Source organism: Sedimenticola sp., assembly GCF_050289425.1.
GTDB lineage: Bacteria > Pseudomonadota > Gammaproteobacteria > Chromatiales > Chromatiaceae > Sedimenticola.
This window is the reverse complement of the sequence record NZ_JBNKFS010000002.1, coordinates 167784-179763: the sequence shown is the minus strand read 5'-3', so window position 1 is coordinate 179763 and position 11980 is coordinate 167784. Positions and strand designations below refer to the sequence as shown.

The following is an 11980-nucleotide window of genomic DNA, read 5'->3' as shown; positions in this document are numbered from 1 at the left end:
GGTACGCCTTTGGCAAAAGCCGCGCCGGTCCCTTGCACCCCGGCCTCTACCGGGGTGACGGTAATAAGGGTATTTAAAAAGCTAGCGGGTTCGAAACATCAGTGGGTCAACATCCAGGCTACCACTTTTTTGATGTTCTCCATGGGAGCCGGACTGGGTGGCATCGCTGTCTCGCCCCATTTACCGCCAGGACTGCCAGCTTTGACCGTATTGGCCAAGGTATCGACGATGCCCTCCTGACCGGCATATTTTTTGGCGATATCCTGGAACGAGGGGCCGACCAGTTTGGCGTCTGCCTTGTGACAGCCCAGGCAGCCCGACATCATGGCTGTCTGTTGGTCAGCTTGGGCCATGACTCCAGTAGTGAGTAGCAGTAGGGTGAAAGCGGTTTTTGCTGTTTTGTTCATAGCGATTCCCATTGGATAGTGGCTTCATCAAGATAAAAGGTATGACGGCACAGAATGATAAAACTTAATATATGCAGGTGAATTATTTGTTCTGGAAACAGGATGGTAGGGCGGGCATTCATCTGATCTGAGACGCTTTGGAAAATTATGGGGAAGGCTATGGCGTATACATTTGAACCGATCGGTGTTATCCGTTCCCCCTACAAGGAGAAATTCGGCATTCCGCGCCAGCCCGGGCTGATTCCTGAAGCCCGGGGTGAGCTGGTGTTCTGTTCCCCTTACAACCGGCCGGAGGCGGTAATCGGCCTGGAGGGTTATTCACACGTCTGGCTGCAGTTTGTGTTTCATCAGGCCCTGCGCGATGAGTGGCAGCCGATGGTGCGGCCGCCCCGACTCGGCGGCAATAAGCGGGTGGGCGTATTCGCCAGTCGTGCTCCTTTCCGGCCCAATCCGCTAGGGCTGTCGGTGGTACGGTTGGATGGCGTGCGCAGCGCCGACGGTGAGGTGGTCCTCGAACTCTCCGGTATCGATCTGCTGGATGGTACGCCGGTGTTGGATGTGAAGCCCTATGTGGGTTATGTGGATAGTATTCCCGAGGCCAGCTCGGGGTTTGCGCCGGTGGCGCCGGCGGCCAAGTTTGGCGTGCGCTTTTCCGATCTGGCTGAGGCTCAGCTACTGGCCCATTTTGAACCGGAACAGTTACGCCTGTTTATTACCCATCTGCTTGAAATGGACCCGAGGCCCGCTTACACGGGTGAAGCCGAGCCCGATCGGGTTTACGGCATGCGGCTGTATGATTTCGATCTGCGCTGGCGCATAAGCGGGCAGGTCATTGAGGTGCTTGAGCTGGCCCCCGTGGGGGTCGATTAGCCGGCATCCAGATGACGGTCGACTGCCTGGCGGATTTTCCTGATATCGCACAGCAGTTCTTGCAGGGTCGGGATGGTATCTTCCCGCTCAATGATGGTGGTGACGCGACCGAAGCGGTTTAGGATTTCCGTGTAGAGCCGCCAGATCGGGTCGATGATATGGGGTGTGTCGGTACAATCATCCCCCGGGGTGGGCTGAAAGCTGATGTCCGGCAGATGAACCTGCTGTACCCGCTCTTGTGGCAACCGGTCGATGTAGTCCGGGACGCTGAACCCCGGGCCCAGATTGCCGGATAGCAGATTGCCGATATCGATCAGTATCAGGGAATCGGAACGTTCCGCCACTTGACGGATAAATTCGGCTTCCGGTATGTCTTGCGGGTTGTCCTGCTCTACCGGCACATTTTCCAGCAGTATGCGGCGACCAAGAAAGGTCTGTACCTGTTCGATGCGTGTTGCTACGTGTTCCAGGGTCTCTTCCGAATAAGGCAGGGGCAAGAGTTGCCCCTGCTCGTCGTCCGCCCCATTCCAGCACAAGTGGTCGGAAATCCATATCGGCTCGATTCGATCGATCAGGCGTTTAAGATCATCCAGATAGCCCTGATCCAGCGGCCAGGGGCTGCCGATAGCCAGAGAGAGTCCGTGCAGGACGACCGGATAGCGTGCACAGAGCGCATCCAGTTGGCGCAAGCCGGCTTCATCCGCCGCCAGATAATTTTCCGTGATGATTTCAATGCAATCGAGTTCGGGCTGGTCACGCAGAATAGTGTCCAGGTACTCGGTGCGCAGGCGCAGTCCGAAACCGAGAGAGGGGAGTGGATCAATTTTTATTGTCGATGTCATAACGCTTAAACCATCACCTGATTGGGTTGACAATACCCCGCCTGTCGGCAGCAGGGCAAGAGGGGACAGGTGCGTGTAGGTCAACGCTCGTTCATTAGCACCTTCTTGAAAACTGATATTGCAGTACCCAATTGGTTCTCAAAGACTTTTTGAGCGGGAGAGTGTGATGTCGCATATTGTGTGTCCCCATTGCCAGGGGGTTAATCGGGTTCCTGATCAGCGCCTGGGTGAGGCGCCAAAGTGTGGCAAGTGTCGCAAGGCTTTATTCAACGCCAAACCGATCAGTCTGGATGACGCCGGCTTTGAACGTTTCGCCAGCCGTGGCGATTTGCCGCTGCTGGTTGATTTCTGGGCGCCCTGGTGCGGGCCTTGCCGTATGATGGCGCCGGCTTTCGAGCAGGCTGCACGCCAACTGGAACCCCGGGTTCAACTGATTAAAATAAACACGGAAGAACACCAGGCGGTGGCGGCCCGCTTCGGCATTCGAAGTATTCCCACCTTAGTCCTGCTGCGGGGCGGCTCGGAGATCGCCCGCGTTTCCGGGGCCATGGATGCCTCCAATCTGGTTTCCTGGACGGTAAAGCATCTGTGATTTTTGCCGGGTGTTGCATGGACAGCGATACCCGGATTCAAGTAGAATTCACCCGGTCGGCGGCTTTGCGGTTCAGCCTGGTCGCTCCCAGAAAATCCTAATCTTTGCGGGATGGCTCCCTTGAGACTGTCCCGTTTGGCATGCCTGAAGGGGACTGGTTTCTTGAGTAAGCCCGCAATATTGGTCTTGGAAGATGGAACAGTCTTCCGTGGTGAGTCCATCGGAGCCGATGGCCAAACGATCGGCGAGGTGGTGTTCAATACCGCCATTACCGGTTATCAGGAGATTCTCACCGATCCCTCCTACTGTAAACAGATTGTCACCCTGACCTATCCCCATATTGGCAATACCGGTACCAATGATGAAGATGAAGAGTCCGGCGATATCTATTCCGCGGGTCTGATTATTCGTGAACTGCCGCTGCTGGCCAGTAATTGGCGTAGTCAGCGCCCACTGGATCAGTACCTGCGGGATAAAGGTGTCATCGCTATCGCCGGTATCGATACCCGCAAGTTGACCCGCATCCTGCGCGAGAAGGGTGCCCAGGCCGGCTGCATTGTGGCCGGTGATCAGCCGGACGAGGCGGCCGCCCTGGATGCCGCCCGGTCGTTTCCGGGACTCAAGGGCATGGACTTGGCCAAAGAGGTCACTACCCATACCCCTTACGAGTGGGTACAGGGTACCTGGAGTCTGGAAGGGGGGCTGCCGGAGTCGCCGGGGCAGGTAGAAGAGACCCTGCCGACCCATGTGGTGGCCTACGATTACGGTATCAAGCGTAATATCCTGCGCATGCTGGTGGATCGCGGCTGCCGGGTCACGGTGGTACCGGCCCAAACGCCGGCCAGCCAGGTACTGGAACTCAAGCCGGATGGGGTCTTTCTGTCCAACGGACCAGGCGATCCGGAGCCCTGTGATTACGCCATCGAAGCGATCAAGACGATTGTGGATACCGGTATGCCGGTGTTTGGCATCTGCCTTGGACATCAGCTGCTGGCCCTGGCCAGTGGCGCTAAAACCGTCAAAATGAAGTTTGGTCATCACGGCGCCAACCACCCGGTGCAGAACCTGCAGGACAAGGTGGTGATGATCTCCAGCCAGAATCATGGCTTCGCGGTGGACGAACAGAGCCTGCCGCCCACATTGCAAGCCACTTACCGCTCCCTGTTCGATGATTCATTGCAGGGCATCCATCGCACCGACCGACCGGCGTTCGGTTTTCAGGGGCATCCGGAAGCCAGTCCGGGTCCCCATGATGTGGCGCCGGTGTTCGACCACTTTATCGAGTTAATGCAAGCCGCGGAATAGTGCGGGTTAGTCGACAACTGAAACAAGCAAATTACTGCGGATTTGAAAGCAACCAATGCCAAAAAGAACAGACATTGAAAGCGTACTGATTATCGGTGCCGGCCCGATCGTGATCGGCCAGGCGTGCGAGTTTGACTACTCGGGAGCCCAGGCCTGCAAGGCGCTACGCGAGGAGGGCTACCGGGTTATCCTGGTCAACTCCAACCCGGCTACCATCATGACCGATCCCGACAGCGCCGATGCGGTTTATATCGAACCGATTACTTGGCGTACGGTGGCACGGATCATCGAGAAGGAGCGCCCCGATGTGCTGCTGCCCACCATGGGCGGTCAGACCGCGTTGAACTGCGCCCTGGATCTGGTGCGGGAAGGGGTGCTGGAAGAGTATGGGGTAGAGATGGTCGGCGCCTCCCGTGAGGCGATCGATAAGGCTGAAGACCGGGATCTGTTCCGCCAGGCGATGCAGAAAATAGGCCTGGACATGCCGCGCGCGGCGGTGGCCCACAGCATGGAAGAGGCGCTGCAGGTGCAGGCGCAGATCGGTTTCCCCACCATCATCCGGCCCTCCTTTACCATGGGTGGTTCCGGTGGCGGTATTGCCTACAACCGGGAAGAGTTCGTGGAGATTTGCGAACGGGGACTGGATCTGTCGCCGACCCGTGAGCTGCTGATCGAAGAGTCGGTGCTGGGCTGGAAAGAGTACGAGATGGAGGTGGTGCGCGACCACAAGGATAACTGCATCATCATCTGCTCGATTGAGAACCTGGACCCGATGGGGGTGCACACCGGTGACTCCATCACCGTGGCGCCGGCCCAGACGCTGACCGATAAAGAGTATCAAATTATGCGCAACGCCTCGCTGGCGGTTTTGCGTGAAATCGGCGTGGACACCGGCGGATCCAACGTGCAGTTCGCCATCAACCCGGAAGATGGGCGCATGATCATCATCGAGATGAATCCGCGTGTCTCCCGCTCCTCCGCCCTGGCTTCCAAAGCGACCGGTTTCCCGATCGCCAAGATCGCCGCCAAGCTGGCAGTTGGTTATACCCTGGATGAGTTGAGGAATGAGATTACCGGTGGTGCCACCCCGGCCTCCTTTGAGCCGACCATCGATTACGTAGTCACCAAGATTCCCCGTTTCGCCTTCGAGAAGTTCCCGGCGGCACCGGATCGTCTCACCACCCAGATGAAATCGGTGGGTGAGGTAATGGCGATCGGTCGCACCTTCCAGGAGTCGTTGCAGAAGGCGTTGCGCGGTCTGGAGACCGGCAAGAGCGGTCTGGACGCGGTGGTGGATTTGGAGTCTGAAGAGCTTAAAACCATCCTGCGTCATGAGTTGCGTGAGCCGGGTGCGGAGCGTCTCTGGTACGTGGCCGATGCCTTCCGCTCCGGTATGTCACGGGATGATATCTTCGATGTGACCAAGATCGACCCCTGGTTCCTGGTGCAGATCGAGGAGCTGGTGAAGATTGAAGATGAGGTCCGTGCTGGCGGCCTGTCGGCGCTGGATGGCGAGCGCCTGCGTTATTTGAAGCGCAAAGGATTTTCCGATGAGCGGCTGGCGATACTGGTCGGTGTGAAACAGGATCAGATTCGCGAAGCGCGCTGGAAAGCCGGGGTGCGTCCGGTATTCAAACGTGTGGATACCTGTGCCGCCGAGTTCTCCACCAGCACCGCCTATATGTACTCCACCTATGAGGAGGAGTGTGAGGCGATGCCGACGGATAAGAAAAAGATCATGGTGTTGGGTGGCGGCCCGAACCGGATCGGTCAGGGTATCGAATTCGATTACTGTTGTGTGCACGCCGCTTTCGCCATGCGTGAAGACGGCTACGAGACCATTATGGTCAACTGCAATCCCGAGACGGTCTCCACCGATTACGATACCTCGGACCGGCTCTATTTCGAACCCCTGACCCTGGAAGATGTGCTCGAGGTGATCGAGGTCGAAAAGCCGATGGGCGTGATCGTGCAGTACGGCGGGCAAACTCCACTCAAACTGGCCCGTGCACTGGAAGCGGCCGGTGCCGCCATCATCGGCACCTCACCCGATTCGATTGACCTGGCCGAGGATCGTGAGCGGTTTCAGCAGCTGGTGGAAAAACTGGAACTGAAACAGCCACCCAACCGTACCGCTACCGAGGCCGAGCAGGCCGTGGTGCTGGCCGAGCAGGTGGGTTACCCGCTGGTGGTGCGCCCCTCCTATGTATTGGGCGGACGGGCAATGGAGATCGTACATGATGAGGATGACCTGCGGCGCTATATGCGCGAGGCGGTAAGCGTCTCCAATGATTCGCCGGTGCTGCTTGATCGTTTCCTGAACGACGCGATCGAGGTGGATATCGATGCCATCTGCGACGGCACCGACGTAGTAATTGGCGGCATCATGGAGCATATTGAAGAGGCCGGTGTGCACTCCGGCGACTCTGCCTGCTCACTGCCGCCTTATACCCTGTCGGCAGCGATCCAGGACCGTATGCGCGAGCAGATTCGCCGCATGGCGCTGGAGCTGAAGGTGGTGGGTTTGATGAATACCCAGTTCGCCATCAAGGACAATGAGATCTATCTGCTGGAAGTGAACCCGCGCGCTTCGCGCACCGTACCGTTCGTCTCCAAGGCGACCGGGGTGCAGTTGGCCAAGATTGCGGCCCGCTGTATGGCCGGTGTCTCTCTCAAGGAGCAGGGTTTCACCAAAGAGGTGATTCCGGAAAACTATTTCGTCAAAGAGGCGATCTTCCCGTTTGTCAAATTCCCCGGTGTCGATACCCTGCTGGGGCCTGAGATGAAATCAACCGGAGAGGTGATGGGGGTCGGTGCCACCTTTGGCGAGGCCTTTGCCAAAGCGATGGAAGGCGGTGGTGATTTGTTGCCACGCTCCGGTCGGGCGCTGCTTTCGGTGAGAGAGCAGGATAAGACGCGTATTGTCTCAGTGGCGCGCGATCTGCATCAGCTTGGTTTCCAACTCTACGCCACAGGTGGAACCTGCAAGGTGATCATGGATCACGGCATTGAGTGCGAACGGGTAAACAAGGTGGCAGAAGGGCGTCCACATATTGTGGATATGATCAAGAACGATGAATTCCGCCTGATTATCAATACCACTGAAGGGAAAAAAGCGATTGCCGATTCGGCCGCGATACGACGCTCTGCCCTGCAGCACAAGGTGACCTACACCACCACCATGTCGGGTGGCGAAGCGATCTGCCTGGCATTGAAACAGGCTGACAGTACCAACGTCAACCGTCTCCAGGACTTGCACTGACCCCGGGAGGTTGGGCGTGGACTTGGTTAGCGAACAAAAAATGAGGTTTAAGGTATGAGCAAGGTGCCCCTGACAGTCAGAGGTGCGGAGAATCTCCGGGCCGAACTGACTCACCTGAAACAGGTAGCGCGCCCGAAGGTGATCCAGGCGATCGCCGAGGCGCGCGCCCATGGTGATTTGAAAGAGAATGCGGAGTATCACGCAGCACGTGAGCAGCAGGGCTTCATCGAAGGCCGGATCAAGGATATTGAATCCAAACTCTCGCATGCGCAAATTATCGATGTGAAGAGCATCAATGCCGATGGTCGGGTCATCTTTGGCGCCACCGTTGATGTGTATGAAGAGGAAGAGGATGCGGAGCACACCTTCCAGATCGTCGGCGACGATGAGGCCGATATCAAACAGGGGCTGATTTCAGTCAGTTCACCGATGGCGCGGGCCCTGATCGGTAAATCCGTTGGTGATGAAACGGCGGTACAGACCCCGAATGGTCTGCGCCACATGGAGATACTGGCAGTCCGCTACGAGTAACGGTTTGCGGGTTCGGGGTTTAACCAAAGGGGGCTGATGCCCCCTTTTCGGTTTTGCCCAACCAGGGGGGGTCGGACGCGGACTGGCTCAGTCCTGGCTCAGGGCGATGACCGGTTTATCCGGATTACGCCGGAAGAAGGCCGCTACATGGCCGATGGTCTGGACCAGTTCGGCGTCACAGCGTTCGCCTATGGCAGCGATCATCGCCTGACGCTCTTCCCGATCGGCGGCATTCAGGCGCACCTTGATCAATTCATGGGTATTCAGCGTGATATCCAATTCGTTGAACACGGCCTCGGTTAAACCGTTCTGGCCGATGATCACCACAGGATTGAGGTGATGAACCAGACTCTTTAGCTGGCGGATCTGTTTTTTTGTCAGAGGCATCGCGGACTCCGGTCGCGCTTGAAAGGCCGCGCATTCTAACGTAGTTATAAGCAACCCGACACTATATTTGATAGTCGAGTTATATCCATCGGGCAAATTCGATGTGCTCGATAGGTCGAAAGCAAAGATTATATAAGCAGGATTAATGAAAAAGAGTAAAAGCAGTCAGCAATGGCTGGACCGCCATTTCAATGATGCCTATGTCAAACGTGCCCAAGCTGAGGGGTATCGGTCCCGTGCGGCATTCAAATTATTGGAATTGCAGGAAAAAGATAGATTGATATCGCCCGGTCAAGTGGTGGTGGATCTGGGTGCGGCGCCGGGCGGCTGGTCCCAGGTGGCGGCCAGATTGGTGGGGTCAACCGGCAAGGTGTTTGCGCTGGATATTCTGGACATGGAGCCGTTGCCGGATGTCGATTTCATCCAGGGAGACTTTCGCGAGGAGGCGTCGGTGGAGCAGATGCGGGCGTTACTCGCGGGTCGTCCGGTGGATCTTGTAATCTCTGATATGGCCCCCAATGTGAGTGGTATGAGCGCGGTGGATCAGCCCCGTGCCATGTATCTGTGTGAATTGGCTCTGGATTATGCCCGCGAAGTATTGCGTCCGGGGGGCGGTTTTGTGGTAAAGGTTTTCCAGGGCGAAGGATTTGATCAGTATGTGCGGGAGCTGCGCAGCACTTTTACCAAGGTGGTGACGCGAAAACCCGCTGCCTCAAGGCCACAAAGCCGCGAGGTCTATCTGGTGGCGACCCGCTATAATGTATAGTACTGTAGGTCGCTCGTTTTGATGATAAGCAATTGAATTATGGCCGGTTCCTGTGGTCGATACGGCAAGGGACCGGAAAACGCCGGGGCGGTGCAAGGATTTTCTCGGCATGGGCAGTAATGTAGAGGGTTTTGACCTTGAATGATATGGCAAAGAATCTGATTCTCTGGGTGATCATCGCGATCGTTTTGATGTCAGTATTCAACAACTTTTCATCCCAGACGACTCAGACCAATGCGCTGTCGTATTCGGATTTTATTGCCCAGGTAAAGAGCGGCGCGGTTCAGAAAGTGAACATCGATGGTCGCGAAATCAAGGGTACTTTGACCTCTGGTGCGACCTTCTCCACCTACAGCCCGGGCGATGACGGGCTGGTTGGGGATTTACTTAACAACAATGTGCAGATTGTCGCTACGCCGCCTGACAAGCCGTCGATCTTGATGACCATTCTGATCAACTGGTTCCCGCTGTTTATCTTGATCGGTCTATGGATATTCTTCATGCGCCAGATGCAGGGCGGTGGTGCCGGTCGCGGGGCGATGTCGTTTGGTAAAAGCAAGGCCCGTATGTTGGGTGAAGATCAGGTCAAAGTGACCTTTGCCGATGTGGCCGGTGTTGAGGAGGCCAAGGAAGAGGTCTCGGAGATGGTGGAATTCCTGCGTGATCCGTCGAAGTTCCAGAAGCTCGGTGGAAAGATTCCCAAGGGCGTCTTGATGGTCGGTTCACCCGGAACCGGTAAAACGCTATTGGCCAAGGCGATCGCCGGAGAGGCCAAGGTCCCGTTCTTTACCATTTCCGGTTCCGATTTTGTCGAAATGTTCGTGGGTGTCGGTGCTTCACGAGTGCGCGACATGTTTGAGCAGGCAAAAAAACACGCTCCCTGCATCATTTTTATTGACGAGATCGATGCCGTCGGACGCCATCGTGGCGCCGGTCTGGGAGGCGGGCATGACGAGCGTGAGCAGACGCTCAATCAGTTGCTGGTGGAGATGGACGGATTTGAAGGCAACGAAGGGGTGATCGTTATCGCGGCCACCAACCGTCCCGATGTCCTCGATCCTGCGCTGTTACGTCCCGGCCGTTTCGATCGCCAAGTGGTGGTACCGTTGCCCGACGTTCGCGGACGTGAGCAGATTTTAAAGGTTCATCTGCGTAAGGTGGCGGCCTCCGATGACGTGAAACCGGCATTGATTGCGCGCGGTACCCCCGGATTCTCCGGCGCCGATCTCGCCAACTTGGTCAATGAGGCGGCGCTGTTCGCTGCCCGTGCCAACAAGCGCATGGTGGAGATGGCCGAAATGGAGCGGGCCAAGGATAAGATCATGATGGGCGCTGAGCGTAAGTCCATGGTGATGAATGAGGATGAAAAGAAGCTGACCGCTTACCATGAAGCCGGTCACGCCATCGTGGGGCGCAATGTGCCGTCCCACGATCCGGTCTACAAAGTGAGCATTATCCCGCGTGGTCGAGCATTGGGCGTTACCATGTTCCTGCCGGAAGAGGATCGCTACAGCCAGAGTAAAGAGCATCTGGAGAGTCAGATCTCCAGTCTGTTTGGCGGCCGCGTGGCGGAGGAGCTGGTGTTTGGCAAGGATATGGTCACCACCGGTGCTTCCAATGATATCCAGCGTGCCACCAGCATCGCCCGCAGTATGGTTACCAAGTGGGGGTTGTCCGATCGTCTGGGGCCGCTGATGTACGGCGAGGAAGAGGAAGAGGTGTTCCTCGGTCGCTCTGTGACCCAGCACAAGAATGTCTCTGATGAGACCGCCCATACCATCGATGAAGAGGTGCATAGCGTTATAGACCGCAACTACGCCAGGGCGAAACAGATCCTGGAAGAGAATATGGATAAGTTGCATTTGATGGCCGAAGCGCTGATGAAGTACGAGACCATTGATAGCAGCCAGATCAACGATATCATGGCCGGCAAGCCGCCCCAGCCGCCTGCGGATTGGATCGATGACTCGGATTCGTCTCCCAAATCGGGTGGTGATGGTTTGAAGGCGGATGTGATCGAAAAGCCAAAGGGCGACTCGCCGGACGGCATTGGCGGTCCGGCCGGACAGCACTGATCGCTGCCTAATACGGTTATCGATTTGCAATGCCGATCCTTGATTGCGCAGGTAAGAGCATCGATCTGGATCGCCCGCAGGTTATGGGCATACTCAACGTCACCCCCGACTCCTTTTCGGACGGGGGTGATTTTTTTAACCGTGATCGAGCGCTGGAACACGCGTTTAAATTGATTGATGAAGGCGCCGATATTCTCGATGTCGGCGGTGAGTCTACCCGCCCGGGAGCAACGGCGGTGTCTGAGCAGGAGGAGCTGGACCGGGTTGTTCCGGTGATTCAGGCCATTGCTGCCGAAATACCCGTGCCCATTTCCATCGATACCAATAAGGCATCCGTGATGCGTGAGGCGGTGGCCGCCGGGGCAGGATTGATCAATGATGTGATGGCCCTGCAGGGTGATGGGGCGATGGCGGCGGCACAGGCGTTGGAGGTGCCGGTTTGCCTGATGCACATGCAGGGACAGCCGCGCACCATGCAGCAAGCCCCCCATTACGAAGACGTGGTGGCGGAGGTGGTGGCGTTTCTGCAATCGCGGGTGGAGGCGTGCCTTTCGGCCGGTATTGCCCGGCACCGGTTGATCCTTGATCCGGGCTTTGGTTTCGGCAAAACGCTACAGCACAATCTCACGCTGTTATCGCATCTGGAGCAAGTCTGTGCATTGCAACTACCTGTTTTGGTTGGTGTTTCAAGAAAATCGATGATCGGTGGCGTGCTGGATAACGCCCCGGTCGATCAGCGCCTGTACGGCGGGCTGGCTTGTGCGGTATTGGCGGTTGAACGCGGAGCGGGCATTATCCGCACTCATGATGTCAAGCCGACGGCCGATGTAATACGTATGGCGCAAGCGGTTGTTTCGACCAGATAAGTGGCGCCCCTGAGTGCAGGGAAAGGCGTTTTATCCGGTATAATGGGCGCAATTTTTTAGCGTTATCAACAAGGATC

11 protein-coding genes are annotated in these 11980 nt (G+C 56.8%); 8 read left to right on the top strand and 3 right to left on the bottom strand.

Annotation, left to right across the window (positions count from 1 at the left end; genetic code table 11):
• Positions 1-98: 98 nt before the first annotated feature.
• A complete protein-coding gene (locus ACQY5R_RS02045) occupies positions 99-407 on the bottom strand; it encodes a c-type cytochrome (RefSeq protein WP_428603876.1) in 309 nt (102 codons plus the stop codon).
• Between the two features lie 159 nt (positions 408-566).
• Between ACQY5R_RS02045 and tsaA the strand changes: the two genes are divergently transcribed.
• Complete coding sequence (gene tsaA / locus ACQY5R_RS02040) at positions 567-1277, top strand: tRNA (N6-threonylcarbamoyladenosine(37)-N6)-methyltransferase TrmO (protein WP_428603874.1); 711 nt, start codon at positions 567-569, stop codon at positions 1275-1277.
• Here the strand turns inward: tsaA and ACQY5R_RS02035 are convergent.
• Positions 1274-2119 (bottom strand): DUF692 domain-containing protein, encoded by an 846-nt coding sequence (locus tag ACQY5R_RS02035; RefSeq protein WP_428603872.1) that lies wholly within the window; start codon positions 2117-2119, stop codon positions 1274-1276. The genes tsaA and ACQY5R_RS02035 overlap by 4 nt on opposite strands.
• 166 nt (positions 2120-2285) lie before the next feature.
• Between ACQY5R_RS02035 and trxC the strand changes: the two genes are divergently transcribed.
• From trxC to greA, 4 genes are all read left to right on the top strand, one after another.
• Positions 2286-2711 (top strand): thioredoxin TrxC, encoded by a 426-nt coding sequence (gene trxC / locus ACQY5R_RS02030; protein ID WP_428603870.1) that lies wholly within the window; start codon positions 2286-2288, stop codon positions 2709-2711.
• A 111-nt stretch (positions 2712-2822) separates the two neighbouring features.
• Positions 2823-4016, top strand: coding sequence for a glutamine-hydrolyzing carbamoyl-phosphate synthase small subunit (carA, locus tag ACQY5R_RS02025; protein ID WP_428603868.1), 1194 nt, complete (start codon positions 2823-2825; stop codon positions 4014-4016).
• Positions 4017-4071: 55 nt separating this feature from the next.
• Positions 4072-7278: a carbamoyl-phosphate synthase large subunit gene (gene carB / locus ACQY5R_RS02020; protein WP_428603866.1), complete on the top strand. Its 3207-nt coding sequence runs from the start codon at positions 4072-4074 to the stop codon at positions 7276-7278.
• A gap of 54 nt (positions 7279-7332) precedes the next feature.
• Complete coding sequence (greA, locus tag ACQY5R_RS02015; RefSeq protein WP_428603864.1) at positions 7333-7809, top strand: transcription elongation factor GreA; 477 nt, start codon at positions 7333-7335, stop codon at positions 7807-7809.
• Positions 7810-7896: 87 nt separating this feature from the next.
• On the opposite strand, the gene yhbY is transcribed toward greA, so the two are convergent.
• Positions 7897-8196 carry a ribosome assembly RNA-binding protein YhbY gene (gene yhbY / locus ACQY5R_RS02010; RefSeq protein WP_428603862.1) on the bottom strand — a complete coding sequence of 100 codons (300 nt, stop codon included), beginning with the start codon at positions 8194-8196 and terminating at the stop codon, positions 7897-7899.
• 145 nt (positions 8197-8341) lie between these two features.
• On the opposite strand from yhbY, the gene rlmE reads away from it, so the two are divergent.
• The 3 genes from rlmE to folP all read left to right on the top strand — a co-directional run bounded on the left by rlmE (position 8342) and on the right by folP (position 11903).
• The gene (gene rlmE / locus ACQY5R_RS02005; protein ID WP_428603860.1) at positions 8342-8962 is read left to right on the top strand and encodes a 23S rRNA (uridine(2552)-2'-O)-methyltransferase RlmE; all 621 of its coding nucleotides are present in this window, start codon (positions 8342-8344) and stop codon (positions 8960-8962) included.
• A gap of 146 nt (positions 8963-9108) precedes the next feature.
• Positions 9109-11037, top strand: a complete 1929-nt coding sequence (gene ftsH, locus ACQY5R_RS02000) for an ATP-dependent zinc metalloprotease FtsH (RefSeq protein WP_428603858.1) — start codon at positions 9109-9111, stop codon at positions 11035-11037.
• Between the two features lie 29 nt (positions 11038-11066).
• A complete protein-coding gene (gene folP, locus ACQY5R_RS01995; RefSeq protein ID WP_428603856.1) occupies positions 11067-11903 on the top strand; it encodes a dihydropteroate synthase in 837 nt (278 codons plus the stop codon).
• Positions 11904-11980: the final 77 nt, after the last annotated feature.

Bases quoted from the DNA above. Each gene is read 5' to 3' on its own strand.
- ACQY5R_RS02045 (WP_428603876.1), bottom strand. From the start codon at position 407: ATGAACAAAACAGCAAAAACCGCTTTCACCCTACTGCTACTCACTACT.
- tsaA (WP_428603874.1), top strand. From the start codon at position 567: ATGGCGTATACATTTGAACCGATCGGTGTTATCCGTTCCCCCTACAAG.
- ACQY5R_RS02035 (WP_428603872.1), bottom strand. From the start codon at position 2,119: ATGACATCGACAATAAAAATTGATCCACTCCCCTCTCTCGGTTTCGGA.
- trxC (WP_428603870.1), top strand. From the start codon at position 2,286: ATGTCGCATATTGTGTGTCCCCATTGCCAGGGGGTTAATCGGGTTCCT.
- carA (WP_428603868.1), top strand. From the start codon at position 2,823: ATGGCTCCCTTGAGACTGTCCCGTTTGGCATGCCTGAAGGGGACTGGT.
- carB (WP_428603866.1), top strand. From the start codon at position 4,072: ATGCCAAAAAGAACAGACATTGAAAGCGTACTGATTATCGGTGCCGGC.
- greA (WP_428603864.1), top strand. From the start codon at position 7,333: ATGAGCAAGGTGCCCCTGACAGTCAGAGGTGCGGAGAATCTCCGGGCC.
- yhbY (WP_428603862.1), bottom strand. From the start codon at position 8,196: ATGCCTCTGACAAAAAAACAGATCCGCCAGCTAAAGAGTCTGGTTCAT.
- rlmE (WP_428603860.1), top strand. From the start codon at position 8,342: ATGAAAAAGAGTAAAAGCAGTCAGCAATGGCTGGACCGCCATTTCAAT.
- ftsH (WP_428603858.1), top strand. From the start codon at position 9,109: ATGGCAAAGAATCTGATTCTCTGGGTGATCATCGCGATCGTTTTGATG.
- folP (WP_428603856.1), top strand. From the start codon at position 11,067: ATGCCGATCCTTGATTGCGCAGGTAAGAGCATCGATCTGGATCGCCCG.